The 13,286-nt window shown below is 66.6% G+C and carries 12 protein-coding genes; 7 read left to right on the top strand and 5 right to left on the bottom strand.

Annotated elements, in window-relative coordinates:
* Positions 1 to 41 precede the first annotated feature (41 nt).
* Positions 42 to 1,349: a flavin-dependent oxidoreductase gene (locus BMX99_RS13040; protein ID WP_093452489.1), complete on the bottom strand. Its 1,308-nt coding sequence runs from the start codon at positions 1,347 to 1,349 to the stop codon at positions 42 to 44.
* Between the two features lie 316 nt (positions 1,350 to 1,665).
* Between BMX99_RS13040 and BMX99_RS13035 the strand changes: the two genes are divergently transcribed.
* The 4 genes from BMX99_RS13035 to bfr all read left to right on the top strand — a co-directional run bounded on the left by BMX99_RS13035 (position 1,666) and on the right by bfr (position 4,461).
* Positions 1,666 to 2,223 carry a hypothetical protein gene (locus tag BMX99_RS13035; RefSeq protein WP_093452486.1) on the top strand — a complete coding sequence of 186 codons (558 nt, stop codon included), beginning with the start codon at positions 1,666 to 1,668 and terminating at the stop codon, positions 2,221 to 2,223.
* Between the two features lie 15 nt (positions 2,224 to 2,238).
* Complete coding sequence (locus BMX99_RS13030) at positions 2,239 to 3,504, top strand: imelysin family protein (RefSeq protein ID WP_093452483.1); 1,266 nt, start codon at positions 2,239 to 2,241, stop codon at positions 3,502 to 3,504.
* Between the two features lie 98 nt (positions 3,505 to 3,602).
* The gene (locus BMX99_RS13025; RefSeq protein WP_093452480.1) at positions 3,603 to 3,848 is read left to right on the top strand and encodes a (2Fe-2S)-binding protein; all 246 of its coding nucleotides are present in this window, start codon (positions 3,603 to 3,605) and stop codon (positions 3,846 to 3,848) included.
* Between the two features lie 127 nt (positions 3,849 to 3,975).
* Complete coding sequence (bfr, locus tag BMX99_RS13020; RefSeq protein ID WP_093452477.1) at positions 3,976 to 4,461, top strand: bacterioferritin; 486 nt, start codon at positions 3,976 to 3,978, stop codon at positions 4,459 to 4,461.
* 73 nt (positions 4,462 to 4,534) lie between these two features.
* On the opposite strand, the gene BMX99_RS13015 is transcribed toward bfr, so the two are convergent.
* Positions 4,535 to 5,119 carry a YdeI/OmpD-associated family protein gene (locus tag BMX99_RS13015; RefSeq protein WP_093452474.1) on the bottom strand — a complete coding sequence of 195 codons (585 nt, stop codon included), beginning with the start codon at positions 5,117 to 5,119 and terminating at the stop codon, positions 4,535 to 4,537.
* A gap of 128 nt (positions 5,120 to 5,247) precedes the next feature.
* Between BMX99_RS13015 and BMX99_RS13010 the strand changes: the two genes are divergently transcribed.
* The 3 genes from BMX99_RS13010 to BMX99_RS13000 all read left to right on the top strand — a co-directional run bounded on the left by BMX99_RS13010 (position 5,248) and on the right by BMX99_RS13000 (position 9,064).
* Positions 5,248 to 6,795, top strand: coding sequence for a di-heme oxidoreductase family protein (locus BMX99_RS13010; RefSeq protein WP_170848725.1), 1,548 nt, complete (start codon positions 5,248 to 5,250; stop codon positions 6,793 to 6,795).
* Complete coding sequence (locus BMX99_RS13005; protein ID WP_093452471.1) at positions 6,792 to 7,787, top strand: imelysin family protein; 996 nt, start codon at positions 6,792 to 6,794, stop codon at positions 7,785 to 7,787. Before BMX99_RS13010 ends, BMX99_RS13005 begins: the two co-directional genes overlap by 4 nt.
* A gap of 215 nt (positions 7,788 to 8,002) precedes the next feature.
* Positions 8,003 to 9,064: a DUF1513 domain-containing protein gene (locus BMX99_RS13000; protein WP_093452468.1), complete on the top strand. Its 1,062-nt coding sequence runs from the start codon at positions 8,003 to 8,005 to the stop codon at positions 9,062 to 9,064.
* 289 nt (positions 9,065 to 9,353) lie between these two features.
* Here BMX99_RS13000 and BMX99_RS12995 read toward each other — a convergent pair whose 3' ends face one another.
* Genes BMX99_RS12995 through fdhF form a run of 3 tightly spaced genes read right to left on the bottom strand, consistent with a single transcriptional unit; the run spans position 9,354 to position 13,284 of the window.
* Positions 9,354 to 9,578 (bottom strand): formate dehydrogenase subunit delta, encoded by a 225-nt coding sequence (locus tag BMX99_RS12995; protein ID WP_093452466.1) that lies wholly within the window; start codon positions 9,576 to 9,578, stop codon positions 9,354 to 9,356.
* Positions 9,575 to 10,390, bottom strand: coding sequence for a formate dehydrogenase accessory sulfurtransferase FdhD (fdhD, locus tag BMX99_RS12990; RefSeq protein ID WP_093452463.1), 816 nt, complete (start codon positions 10,388 to 10,390; stop codon positions 9,575 to 9,577). The genes BMX99_RS12995 and fdhD overlap by 4 nt, the downstream gene beginning before the upstream one ends.
* Complete coding sequence (gene fdhF, locus BMX99_RS12985) at positions 10,387 to 13,284, bottom strand: formate dehydrogenase subunit alpha (RefSeq protein ID WP_093452461.1); 2,898 nt, start codon at positions 13,282 to 13,284, stop codon at positions 10,387 to 10,389. The genes fdhD and fdhF overlap by 4 nt, the downstream gene beginning before the upstream one ends.
* Between the last annotated feature and the right edge of the window lie 2 nt (positions 13,285 to 13,286).

Raw genomic sequence — 13,286 nt, 5'->3', positions numbered from 1 at the left:
GGGGTCTGCTCCTCCGCCCTTTTGGGCGTCCTCGCGCGAGCTTACGCTGTAAGTTTAGCCGTCGCGCCAGCGGGGATCGTCGGCGGGGCCGCGTTCAGGGTCTGGATCGCAAAGCCGGCGGCCTGTTTGTAGACGGCCATCAGATCGTCCTTTTCCTGCGGGCTGACCACGTCGTCGATGTGGTCGAACTGTCCGCCGCAGCGGTCGTCGATCAGGTTCAGAAGGGCAAAGGGCCCGGCGCCGCGATTGCGCAGCACCAGCGCCGAGACCGGTTCGCACAGCGCCGCGTCAAAGGCCGATAGCGCGGCAGGCGTGACGCCATGGGCCAGCATCTGCGCCCCGATCACGCGGGCGTCGATGATTGCCTGGCTCGCCCCGTTCGATCCCGTGGGATACATCACATGCGCCGCATCGCCCATTAGCGCCACGCGGCCATCAGCCCAGGTCGGCACCGGGTCGCGGTCGATCATCGGGTATTCCCAGACGTCCGAGGTGGCATTCAGCAGGGCAGGCACGTCGAGCCAGTCGAAGGTCCAGCCATCGAAGTGATGCACGAATTCCGAATGCTCGACCTTGCGGTTCCAGTCGCCCGACCGCCAGCCGCCCGAGTTGTCAAAGGTGACCTCGGCGATCCAGTTCATGGTGACCAGCCCGTCGGCATCGGGGTGCGAGATCGGATAAAGCACCATGCGGTGGCGCGAGGTGCCCAGCCCGATGAAGGACGCGCCCGTTCGCATCGGCGCGATCTTCGTGGTGCCGCGCCACATCACCGCGCCGCCCCATTGAATCGGCGGCTGGTCGGGATACATATGCGCCCGCACCGCCGAATGCAGCCCGTCCGCCCCGATCAGAAGACGCCCGCGGGCAGTGTCCTCGGTTCCATCGGCGCGGGTGATGCGGGCGGTGACGCCGCTGGCGTCCTGGTCATAGCCGGTGACACGCGCGCCCAGCACCAGGCGATCCGCGCCCAGACGCTCGATCACCTTGTCCAGCAGCATCATCTGCAGCTGGCCCCGGTGCACGGCATATTGCGGCCAGTTGTATCCGGCCTCTTCCCCGCGGGGTTCGGCATAGGCCTCTTGTCCGCGCAGGCCCAGCAGGGTCCATTCGCGGATCGGCAGGCCGATGGCGTCCAGATCCGCGCGGGAAATCCCCAGGTCGATCAATTCGCGCACCGCATTGGGTTGCAGGTTGATGCCGACGCCAAGGGGGCGGGGGTCTTCCACGGTTTCAAAGACGCGGCAGGGGACGCCGATCTGATGCAGGGTCAGGGCCAGGGCCAGCCCGCCGATACCGCCACCGGCGATCAGGACCTCTTGGGATGTTTCGGCCTGTCTGTCTGCTGTCATCTTCGGTCCCTTTGCCTGTTCCCCCATGCCCGGGCGATGCCCGGACGCACTGTCGGGCGGTTTTACCATCCGGCGGGTCAGTTGCAACGCTCAAGGGCAGTGGCGGAGGGGTGCCGATCATAGTTGACATAAAAAGTCGGGATTGACTTGTCCGAGTGTTTTGGTCAGTTTCTGCGTCAGAAACGGAATCGAGCCATGATGTTTTTCGCCCCAGGTCCTTCTTTCCTTAGTCCTTTTAGTGCCGGACCTTCTGTATCCGGGCCCAAGTCCCGCAGCTTTACCGTCCCGGCGCAGCCCGGCCGAAAAGGGGGTCCCCATGCGTCCTGAGGCCGGAGCAAGCCCCGTCGGCAAGATGGACATGCTGCCCAAGGGAGAGGCCTGGTGGATCCGCGCGCTGCGCCTGTGGTGCGACGGGCTGGACGGGCAGATCATGCTGCGGGACGAATTGTGCGCCCGCATGGGCCCCGACAATGCCGAGGCCTTCTTTACCCGCTTTACCGATCTTGTGGCGCTGTTGCTGCGGCACGGCCGCCGGCCGCTGATGCGCCACGGGGTCACCTGCGACTGCGTCGGCGCGGACGAGGCGGTGTTTGCCCTGTTCTGCGCCCAGGCGGTGCACGACCGGGAAGAGGCGATGATGATCGCCTGCCTGATCATGCGCGCCGATGTCGCCCCGATTGCCGTTTCGCTGGCCCAGACCCTTGGGCTGGACCTTGCGCGCGGCGGTGCGGCCTCTGGCACCCGCCACGGGGCCTTTGGTGGTGCCCGGGACGACCTCCGTAAGGGCCGGCGCGATCTATCGAGCGATCTTGCTAGTGATTTTGCAAGTGATCTGACGCGGGGCCCGCAGGTGCCGCGCAACAAATTGAACTGACAGACAGGAAGACCCATGACCCCGATCAAGACAGCCACCGCAGTCCTTGCCCTTTGCGCCGCCCCCGCGGTTGCCGTGGCGCAGGACAAGGCCGCCGTTCTGACCACCTATGCCGATATCGCCCAGGCGGGCTATACCGACAGCCTGACCTCGGCTCTGGCGCTGAAACAGGCGGTCGAGGCCCTGGTCACTGACGCGAGCGAGGCCAACCTGGCCGCCGCCCGCGCTGCCTGGATCGCCGCCCGCGTGCCTTATCAGCAGACCGAAGTCTTCCGCTTTGGCAATGCGATCGTCGACGACTGGGAAGGCAAGGTGAACGCCTGGCCGCTGGACGAAGGTCTGATCGACTATGTGGATGCGGCCTATGGCGGTGCGACGGATGAAAACCAATACGCCGCGCTGAACGTCATCGCCAACCCCAGCTTCACCCTGTCGGGAGAAGAGATCGACGCCAGCGCGATCACGCCGGAATTCCTGTCCGAAACCCTGCACGAAGCCGACGAGGTCGAGGCGAACGTGGCCACCGGTTACCACGCCATCGAATTCCTGCTGTGGGGCCAGGATCTGAACGGCACCGCGCATGGCGCGGGCGCACGTCCGGCCAGCGACTATGCCCAGGGCGAGGCCTGCACGGGCGGCAATTGCGACCGCCGCGCGCAATATCTGACGGCTGCAACCGATCTGCTGATTTCGGATCTGGAATGGATGGCCGCGCAATGGGGCGAGGGCGGTGAGGCCCGCACGACCCTTCTGGCGGACGAGGACGCGGGCATCGTCGCCATGCTGACCGGCATGGGGTCGCTGTCCTACGGTGAACAGGCGGGCGAGCGGATGAAGCTGGGCGTCATGCTGAACGACCCCGAGGAAGAGCATGACTGTTTCTCGGACAACACCCACAACAGCCATTACTACGACGGGCTGGGCGTGCGGAACGTCTATACCGGCGAATATGTCGGCATCGACGGCCGTGTCGTGTCCGGTGCCTCGCTGTCCGCACTGGTGGCGGCGGCCGATGCGGGCGTGGACGCGGAACTGCGCGCCGCGCTGGATCACACCATGGGCGAGCTGGGTCAGCTGAAGGCCGCGGCCGAGGCCGGGTTCTCTTATGACCAGATGCTGGAGCGCGGCAATGCCGGCGGCGAGGCGCTGATCATGTCGGCGGTCGATGCGCTGGTCGGCCAGACCAAGTCGATCGAACGGGCCGTGACCGCGCTGCAGCTGGACCAGATCGGGTTCGAAGGCTCGGACAGCCTGGATAACCCCGACGCGGTTTTCCAGTAATCCCGCCGGGTTGACCCCGGGACGACACCAGATCGGGGCCCGCGCTGGGCCCCGGACACCCCCGCGAAACAGCACGCCAGAGATATCGGAACACCGCCATGATCGTCTGCCATTGCAATTCCATCAGCGACCGCGACATCCATGCCGCCATCGACTGGATGCGGGCCGCGGATGCGGACACGATCATCACGCCGGGCAAGGTCTATCGCGCGCTTGGCAAGAAGCCCGATTGCGGCGGCTGCCTGGATCTGTTCATCGGCACGATGGAGAAATCCGACCGTCTGGGGGTTCCTGCGGATCTGGCGAATTTGCGCCCAAGACGCGGGCGCTATGCCGTTAAATAACCGTTTTTGTTGGTTATTATTTTTTGAATGATTCTAAAAAGAGCTTGCTGGCGGGGCTTGCCAGACCTATGTTGATCAGGTGAAAATCAACGGGTCAGACACGCGGCCTGCCAGAAAGGACCATGCCATGAAGGGCGACGAAAAGGTAATCTCGTATCTCAATGATGCCTTGCGCAGCGAATTGACGGCCGTCAGCCAGTACTGGCTGCACTACCGTCTGCAGGAAGACTGGGGCTATGGCCACATCGCCGACAAGTCCCGCGCCGAAAGCATCGAGGAAATGCACCACGCCGACAAGCTGATCAGCCGGATCATCTTTCTGGGCGGCCACCCGAACCTGCAAAAGCTGGACGCGCTGCGGATCGGTGAGACCCTGAAAGAAACGATGGAGGCCGACCTGGCCGGCGAACACGACGCCCGCAACCTCTATATCGAGGCGCGCAACCATTGCGACAAGGTCGGCGACTTCGTTTCGAAGAACCTGTTCGAGGAACTGATCGCGGACGAGGAAGGCCATATCGACTTCCTCGAAACCCAGATCGAACTGCACGACCGTCTGGGGGCCGAGAAATACGGCCAGCTGCAGGCGAAACCGGCCAACGAGGCCGAGTAAGCTTTGGGCCTTCGGGTCCGCCAGATCATCCGTCAAAGGCCGCGCCCGCCAGCGCGGCCTTTTTCCTTTGCGCCTAGCGGCCGTTCAGCCCCTTGCCCTGCAGGATCATCGGGCGGGCCTTTTCGATCCGGGCGCTGCGGGTCGCGGATTGCCTGGCCTGACCGATGTGCAGCGTCCAGGCGCGGCGTCGCCCTGGGGTGAGGGCGGCAAAGGCCTGTGCCAGGTCTGCGTCGCGATCCAGGGCGTCGGTCAGTTCCTGGGGCTGGGGCAGGTCATCCTTGGCGAATTCGACCTTCCGGCCCGAGGCCTCGACCGCGATCGCAGCCTGCACGTAGGCGCGCAGGGTATCGGCCAGCGCCTCGACCTCGTTCAGGCTGTGGAACTCTACCACCCGGGCACCGCGACTGTTGGGGCCGGGCGGGCGCAGGATGTCGGCCGGATCCTCTAGCAGTGCGCCCTTGAAGAAGGACAGAACGCAGCGATCCTTGAACCCCGCCGGCATGCAGATATTGCCGCCCGCGTGGGTATAGACCGGCTGATGCCACTTCAATTCCTCGCTCAGGGGCAGGCTGCGCAGCAGTTCGCGCAGGGCCAGATGTTCTGCGCGCCACTGGGTCAGCGTGGCGTAGTGCAGTTCAATCTTTTCCGCGTCGTCCATGGGGGCCTCCCGGGCTGGCGAAGCCTAGCCCGGGGGGAGGGGCCGGGCAACGTGTCACAGGTGCTCGCGGGGTTTTCCGATTGAAACGCTCGGGAATACGTGGCACCCGGCGGGCAGAGGTAACTGCCATGCGCCAATTCGCCCAGCCGATCCTTCTGGCCGCCCTGATCGCGGCCCCCCTGACAGCCGCCGGGGCGCAGGATCTGACCGCGCCCTTCCTGAAAGTCACGCCCCGCACCGCGGATGAGGCCGCGCGCATCGCCCGGGTCACTGCGCCGACACAGGACTTCTCCGCCGCCGAAAAATTCGAGGCCAACCCCGCCGGGGCCGCCACCGTCCGCGCCCGCACCGATGCGGATGCCTTTTCCCAGCCCTCGGGCAATATCTCGTTCGAAAGGGAACTGGACTTCAAGCTGGGCAACGGGCTGTTCAAGAAGCTCTGGGTGTCTTCGCCGTCCTCGACGCTGGCGTCCGACGGGCTGGGGCCTTTGTACAACGCGCGGTCCTGCCAGCGCTGTCACCTGAAGGACGGGCGCGGCCATCCGCCTGAAGGACCCGGGGATGACGCGGTGTCGATGTTCCTGCGGATCTCGGTTCCCGCCGGTGCCAAGGACGAGATGACACGGATCGAGGCCTTCCTGACCTCGCAGGGCGAGGCGCTGATCCGCACGCGCCCCGATCCGGTCTATGGCGGCCAGATGCAGGATTTCGGCGTCGCGGGCCATCCGGCCGAATACCGTCTGGACGTCACCTGGGAAGAAATCCCGGTGCAGATGAATGGCGAACACGCCAGCCTGCGCAAGCCCACATGGACGGCCCAGGATCTGGGCTATGGTCCGCTGGCCCCGGGGGCCATGCTGTCGCCGCGCGTCGCACCGCAGATGCTGGGGCTGGGGCTGTTGGAAGCCATACCAGCCACCGACATCCTGGCCCTGGCCGATCCGCTGGATGCGGATGGCGACGGGATCTCGGGGCGGGCGCAGGTGGTCTGGTCGTTTGAACAGGACCGGCCGATGCTGGGCCGCTTCGGCTACAAGGCCGGCGCGCCGACGGTGCGGGAACAATCGGCGGCGGCCTTTGCGGGGGATGTGGGCATCTCGACCCCGCTGTTTCCCGCCCATTGGGGCGATTGCACCGACGGCCAGCCCGCCTGCCGCACCGCGCCCCATGGCGGCGATGACGCCCGCGGGACCGAGATCGACGCCGAGGGGCTGGACCTTGTCACCTTCTATTCGCGCAACCTTGGTGTGCCCGCCCGCCGGGACACGGACGCACCCGAGGTCCTGAACGGCAAGCGCATCTTCCATCAGGCCCGCTGCACCGCCTGCCATGTGCCGAAATTCGTCACCAACCGTCTGCCCGACCAGCCCGAGCAAAGCTTTCAGCTGATCTGGCCCTTCACCGACCTGCTGCTGCATGACATGGGCGAGGGGCTGGCGGACAACCGGCCCGAAGGGCTGGCCTCGGGGCGGGAATGGAAAACCCCTCCGCTCTGGGGGATCGGCTTGACGCCGCAGGTGAATGGGCATTCCTATTACCTGCATGACGGCCGCGCCCGGTCGCTTCTGGAAGCCGTGCTCTGGCACGGAGGAGAGGCGCAATCCGCCCGCGACCACGTCATCGGCCTGACGCCGCAGGACCGTGCCGATCTGATCCGCTATCTGGAAAGCCTATGAAACATCTGACCCTTGCCTCGCTGATCCTGTCCCTTGGCTGTGCCGCGCCGCTGTCCGCCGGCGTGCCCGAGGCGGTGCAGGACCACGCGCTGCCGGCCGTGCAAAGCTTTGCCGTGCAGGCCCGTGCCCTGGCGGTGAATGCCGCAGCCGATTGCACCGCCGCTGCGGTGATCCCATCCTATCACAATGCGTTCGACGCCTGGCTGGGGCTGGCGCATCTGGGGTTCGGCCCCTTGGAGACCGACGGCCGCGCACTGACGATTGCCTTCTGGCCCGACAAGCGGGGCATGGTCGCCTCGACCGTGGCGCGGCTGGTGGCGGATCAGGATGCGGCGGTGGCGGATGCCGGCGAATTTGCGCAGGTCTCGATCGCCGGGCGGGGGCTGTTTGCGCTGGAACGGCTGCTGTTCGACCCGGAGTATGCGGGCTATGGTCGCGAGGATTACAGCTGCCGGCTGGTCGCCGCCATCGCCGGGGATCTGGACCAGATGGCCGGGGCGATTGCCGCCGACTGGTCGGACGAGGCCGCGGCGCTTCTGAGCGCCGGGGAGGAGGGCAATACACGCTACCTGAATGACGCCGAGGCCGCGCAGCGCCTTTACACCGCGCTGCTGGCGGGGCTGGAGTTCGTGGCCGATCAACGGCTTGGCCGTCCGCTTGGCACCTTCGACCGCCCCCGCCCCGAACGGGCCGAGGCGCGCCGCTCGGATCGGTCGCTGCGCAATGTGACCCTGTCGATTTCGGCTTTGTCGGATCTGGCGCAGGCCCTGTCGACCGCGCCGACGCCCGTCACCGATCAGGCCTTTGCCGATGCGCTGGACGAGGCGCGGGCGCTGGATGATCCGATCTTCGACGGCGTTTCGGATCCGTCTGGCCGGCTGCGGGTCGAGATCCTGCAACAGCGGGTCCAGGCCATCCGCACTGCCGTCAGCGCCGAGATCGGCGCGCAGCTGGGCGTGGGTACCGGGTTCAATTCGGCCGACGGGGACTGAGGGCGGATTGCCGGAGGACAGGCAGGACACGGCTGGCCCCGGTCCAACCCCTCCCGGATCGCGGTTCGGCGGGATGCGGCCGTTCAGGGCGGTGACCTGGGCCGCTACCCGGTGTCGGACTGCAAGCCCGACGTGGCAGTCCAAAACGGCATGACGAACACCAACGGACAAGGCCAGGCGGGGCACCCCACTCCTTGGTCAGGAAAGGCAAAGACATGACGACACGGCGCGGCTTTCTGGCCTCCCTTCTGGCGGCAAGCACCATGCCACGGCTTAGCTGGGCGGATGCGGGCAATCCCGCCTATCTCTCCGCCGCGCGCGAGGGTGACGGGGGCTATGCGCTGTTCGGCCTGTCGGAAACGGGCGCGGATGTCTTCCGCATCCCTCTGCCCGGGCGCGGCCATGCGGCCACCGCCCATCCCACGGCCCCCGAGGCCGTCGCCTTTGCCCGCCGCCCCGGCACCTTCGCGCTGGTGATCGACTGCGTCACCGGCCATGTCGCGCATCGGCTGGAAAGCCCCTCGGGGAGGCATTTCTATGGCCATGGGGCCTTTGTCGCCGGGGGCGACATCCTGTGCACCACCGAAAATGACATCGACAGCGGCGAAGGTCGGATCGGCTTCTGGTCACGCCGCGAGGGCTATGCCCGGATCGGAGAGATTGCCTCGGGCGGGATCGGCCCGCATGAGATCCTCGCACTGCCCGGCGATGTGCTGGCAGTGGCGAACGGCGGCATCCGCACCCATCCCTCGCGCGGGCGGGACAAGCTGAATATCCCCGAGATGCGCCCGAACCTGGCCTATGCGCGGGTTTCGGGCGTGGAAGAGGTGGTCGAGCTGGATCCCGACCTGCACCTCGCCTCGATCCGCCACCTGGCGAGCGACGGCACCACGGTCGGCTTTGCCATGCAGTGGCAAGGCGACCTTCCCGATCCCGCGCCGCTGCTGGGGCTGCACCGGCGCGGCTCTGCGCCGGTTTTGTGTTCCGCTGACCTGGCCGAGCAGATGGCGATGCAGGGCTACGCCGGCAGCATCGCCATGACGGGGGATCTCGTCGGCATCACCTCTCCCCGGGGTGGGCGGGTACACCTGTTCGGGCTGGACGGGGCCTTCCGTGCCGCCCTGCGCCGCGCGGATGTCTGTGGTCTGGCTTCACGCGGCGCAGCCCTGCTGGCGACGGACGGGCTGGGCGGTGTGCTGTCACTGGCGTCCGACCGGATGGAACCGCTCCGCGTTGCGCCCCGGGCCTGGGACAATCACCTGGTTCGGATCGTCTAGGCATTGCGGGGGATGGTGCGGCCGGGCAACGTCCGCGGCCTACGCCCCCTTAATCCGCGTCACGCGGGCGAGGGGGCGCTGTTCCGTCACGCCAGAGGCGTGCAACGTAGAGGTTAACGAGGGGGCGCTGCCCCCTCGCGCTCCCCCGGGATATTTTTGGCAAGAGGATGGAGGGATCGGGTGGTTGCCTTGGGGACCGGGTGGCCCTGCGTTTGTCTGGATTGATCCGGTGCGACGGGGGCGCGGCCCCCCCTGGATCATCTTGCCGAAAATACTCCCGCCGGAGGCGTTACGCGCTTTCCGCCGGCGCGGCGATATGAGGCTGGGCGGCGATCACGAGGGGGGCGAGTTCCGCGCCGCCGGTGGCCAGGTGCGCAAGCAATTGCCGGCGCATGCGGGGTTCCCAGAAATCATTGATATGGGCGGCGACACGTTCCGCCTGATCGTCGCCGGGCTGGGAGGCAAAGAAGGTGGCGATCTGGTTCGCCATGGTGATCATCTTCTTGGGGCTCATGGGGTGTTTCCTGTCAGGCGGGACGTATGGGTGAAGGCAAGGACCGAGGCAGCCCTGGAAAGGGCGACGAGGGTCACCCCCGCGGCATCGGCCGTGGCGATGGCGCGCGTGGTCGGGGCCGAGACCGCGATCAGCATGCCCGACCCGGCGAGGGCGCATTTCTGCACCAGCTCGATCGACACGCGGGAGGTCAGGACGAAGGCACCGGTCGCGGGGGAGATCCCTTGGCGGGTCAGCGCGCCGATCACCTTGTCGAGGGCGTTGTGGCGGCCCACGTCTTCGCGCGCGAGGAGGAGGCCGTCGCGGGTCAGGAAGCCCGCCGCATGGACCGACCGGGTGGCGTCGTGCAGGGTTTGGGCGGCGCGCAGGGTCTGGGTCGCGGTAAGCACGGATGCGAGGGGCAGGCGCGGGTCTGCGGTGATGTGGGGCAGGGCGCGCGTGGCCTCTGACAGGCTATCGATGCCGCAGAGGCCGCAGCCCACGGGCCCGGCCATGGCGCGGCGGCGGGTGGTCAGGGCGCGGGCCTGATCCTCGGCCAGCCACATGCGCAGCTCCGTCCCCGCGTCGTGGGTTTCGATGGAGAGGTCGGTGATCTGGTCGGGGTGGGTGATGATTCCTTCCGTCAGGGAAAAGCCATAGGCGAAGTCCGTCAGGTCCGAGGGGCTGGCCATCATCACCGCCTGGGTCGAGCCGTTGTAGGACAGCGCCACGGGCACTTCTTCGGCCAAGGCGCGCGACACCTTGCGTGGCGGGGCCGAGGCGCTGAGCTCCAGCGCCTCGCACGTCACGGCCCCCTGTGGCAGCTGGCTCATTCCGCGGCCGGAAGGATGCGCCGGGCCTGTTCGGCCTGGGCGGCGTAGTCTTCCTGCCAGTCCGACGGCCCGTTCGAGGGCGAGATCTGCACCGCCGTCACCTTGTATTCCGGGCAGTTGGTGGCCCAGTCGGAGAAATCCGTGGTCACCACATTGGCCTGGGTGTCGGGGTGGTGGAAGGTGGTATAGACAACGCCGGGGCTGACCCGGTCGGTGATCGTGGCGCGCAGCGTCGTCTCGCCCGAGCGCGAGGCGAGGCGGATCCAGTCACCTTCGCGGATGCCGCGGTTTTCCGCGTCATGGGGGTGGATTTCCAGCAGGTCCTGATCGTGCCAGACGTTGTTGTCGGTCCGCCGGGTCTGTGCGCCCACGTTGTACTGCGACAGGATCCGCCCCGTGGTCAGTAGCAGCGGGAAGCGCGGGCCGGTCTTTTCGTCCGTCGGCACGTATTCGGTGACGATGAAGCGGCCCTTGCCCCGCACGAAGGCGTCCACGTGCATCAGCGGCGTGCCCTCGGGCGTGGCGTCGTTGCAGGGCCATTGCACCGATCCCATTTCCTCGAGCAGGTCATAGGTGACGCGGGCGAAGCTGGGGGTGGTGGCGGCGATTTCTTCCATGATCTGGGCGGGGTGGGTGTAGTGCCAGCCCGCGCCCATGGCATTGGCCAGCATCTGGGTGATTTCCCAGTCGGCATAGCCGTTGCGGGGCTTCATCACCTCGCGGACGCGGTTGATGCGACGTTCGGCATTGGTGAAGGTGCCCTCTTTCTCCAGGAAGGAGGAGCCGGGCAGGAAGACATGGGCGTAATTCGCCGTCTCGTTCAGGAAGAGGTCATGCACGATGACGCAGTCCATGGCCGCAAGACCGGCGGCCACGTGTTTTGTGTCGGGGTCGGATTGCAAGATATCCTCGCCCTGGACATAGAGCGCCTTGAAGGTGCCCTCGACCGCGGCGTCGAGCATGTTGGGGATGCGCAGGCCCGGTTCGGGGTCGATCTGCACGCCCCAGGCGGATTCGAAAATCGCGCGGACCTCTGGGTTTTTCACATGGCGATAGCCGGGCAATTCATGCGGGAAGCTGCCCATGTCGCAGGAGCCCTGGACGTTGTTCTGACCGCGCAGCGGGTTCACGCCCACGCCCTTGCGGCCGATATTGCCGGTCAGCATGGCGAGGTTGGCGATGCCCATCACGGTGGTCGAACCCTGGGAATGTTCGGTGACGCCAAGGCCGTAGTAGATCGCGCCATTGCCGCCCGTGGCAAAGGCACGCGCGGCTTCGCGCAGGGCCTGGGCCGGAACGCCGGTCAGCAGTTCGGTGGTTTCCGGCGCGTGGCGGGGATCACGGATGAACTCGGCATATTGGGCGTAGTCGTCCCAGTCGCAGCGGGTGCGGATAAAGTCTTCGTCCGCCAGGCCCTCGGTCATGATGACATGGGCGATGGCCGAGACGACGGCGACATTGGTGCCCGGGCGGAGGGGCAGGTGATGCGACGCCCCCATGTGCGGGCTGGCCAGCAGGTCGATGCGGCGCGGGTCGATGACGATCAGGGTTGCACCCTGGCGCAGACGTTTGCGCAGGCGCGAGGCAAAGACCGGGTGGCCGTCGGTCGGGTTGGCCCCGATGACGATGACGACGTCCGTATCCTCTACGCTGTCGAAATCCTGCGTGCCGGCGGAGGTGCCGAAGGTCTGACCCAAGCCGTAGCCCGTGGGCGAATGACAGACCCGGGCGCAGGTGTCGGTGTTGTTGTTCATGAAGACCGCGCGGGTGAGCTTCTGCACCAGGTAGGTTTCTTCATTCGTGCAGCGCGAGGAGGTGATGACGCCAAGCGCCTTGCGGCCGTGGGTTTCGCGGATGTTCGTCAGGCGGGCGGCGGTGAATTGCATCGCCTCGTCCCAGGAGACCTCGCGCCAGGGATCCGAGACCTTGTCCCGGATCATCGGGTTCAGGATCCGGTCGGGGTGTTCGGCATAGCCATAGGCAAAGCGGCCCTTGACGCAGGAATGGCCGCGATTGGCCTTGCCGTGCTTGTAGGGCGTCATGCGCACCAGTTTGTCGCCGTTGAGTTCCGCCTTGAAGGAACAGCCGACGCCGCAATAGGCGCAGGTGGTCAGGACAGATCGGTCGGGCGTGCCCATTTCGGCCACGGATTTTTCCTGAAGCGTGGCGGTCGGGCAGGCCTGGACGCAGGCACCGCAGGACACGCAGTCGGAGGAGAGCACAGAGTCAGAGGCCCCGCCGAAGGAGACGCGGCTGTCAAAGCCCCGGCCTTCGATGGTCAGGGCAAAGGTGCCCTGGACCTCTTCACAGGCGCGGACGCAGCGCGAGCAGACGATGCATTTCGCCGGGTCGTAGGTGAAATAGGGGTTGCTGTCATCCTTGGGGATGTAGCGGAAGTTCTCGTCCCGCCCTTGCGTGCGGGCCTCGTGATGGGTGGCGAGGGGCTGATCGGTGGCGGTGTAGCGCACGTCGCGCAGGCCGACCATGCCGGCCATGTCCTGCAATTCGCAATCGCCATTGGCGGAACAGGTCAGGCAGTCGAGCGGGTGGTCGGAGATATAAAGCTCCATCACGCCCTTGCGGAGTTTGTGCAGGCGGTCGGACTGGGTGCGGACCGACATGCCCTGTGACACGGGGGTGGTGCAGGAGGCGGGGGTGCCGCGCCGCCCTTCGATTTCCACCAGGCAGAGACGGCAGGAGCCGAAGGCCTCGACAGAGTCGGTGGCGCAGAGCTTGGGGATCCTGATGCCCGCCTGCATCGCCGCGCGCATGACGGAGGTGCCTTCGGGCACGGTGACGTCGAAGCCGTCGACCTTGAGTGTCACGGTGGCGTCGGATTTCGGCAGGGGCGTGCCCATGTCCCAGTCCTTGGGCGGAATGACGAAGTCTTTCATGT

Origin of the sequence: Pseudooceanicola nitratireducens (assembly GCF_900109195.1) — a bacterium.
In the GTDB taxonomy this organism is placed as follows: Bacteria; Pseudomonadota; Alphaproteobacteria; order Rhodobacterales; family Rhodobacteraceae; genus Pseudooceanicola; species Pseudooceanicola nitratireducens.
This window is presented reverse-complemented; position numbering and strand designations above follow the sequence as displayed.

Coding starts and splice junctions, on each gene's coding strand:
- BMX99_RS13040 (WP_093452489.1), bottom strand. CDS start 1,349: ATGACAGCAGACAGACAGGCCGAAACATCCCAAGAGGTCCTGATCGCC.
- BMX99_RS13035 (WP_093452486.1), top strand. CDS start 1,666: ATGCGTCCTGAGGCCGGAGCAAGCCCCGTCGGCAAGATGGACATGCTG.
- BMX99_RS13030 (WP_093452483.1), top strand. CDS start 2,239: ATGACCCCGATCAAGACAGCCACCGCAGTCCTTGCCCTTTGCGCCGCC.
- BMX99_RS13025 (WP_093452480.1), top strand. CDS start 3,603: ATGATCGTCTGCCATTGCAATTCCATCAGCGACCGCGACATCCATGCC.
- bfr (WP_093452477.1), top strand. CDS start 3,976: ATGAAGGGCGACGAAAAGGTAATCTCGTATCTCAATGATGCCTTGCGC.
- BMX99_RS13015 (WP_093452474.1), bottom strand. CDS start 5,119: ATGGACGACGCGGAAAAGATTGAACTGCACTACGCCACGCTGACCCAG.
- BMX99_RS13010 (WP_170848725.1), top strand. CDS start 5,248: ATGCGCCAATTCGCCCAGCCGATCCTTCTGGCCGCCCTGATCGCGGCC.
- BMX99_RS13005 (WP_093452471.1), top strand. CDS start 6,792: ATGAAACATCTGACCCTTGCCTCGCTGATCCTGTCCCTTGGCTGTGCC.
- BMX99_RS13000 (WP_093452468.1), top strand. CDS start 8,003: ATGACGACACGGCGCGGCTTTCTGGCCTCCCTTCTGGCGGCAAGCACC.
- BMX99_RS12995 (WP_093452466.1), bottom strand. CDS start 9,578: ATGAGCCCCAAGAAGATGATCACCATGGCGAACCAGATCGCCACCTTC.
- fdhD (WP_093452463.1), bottom strand. CDS start 10,390: ATGAGCCAGCTGCCACAGGGGGCCGTGACGTGCGAGGCGCTGGAGCTC.
- fdhF (WP_093452461.1), bottom strand. CDS start 13,284: ATGAAAGACTTCGTCATTCCGCCCAAGGACTGGGACATGGGCACGCCC.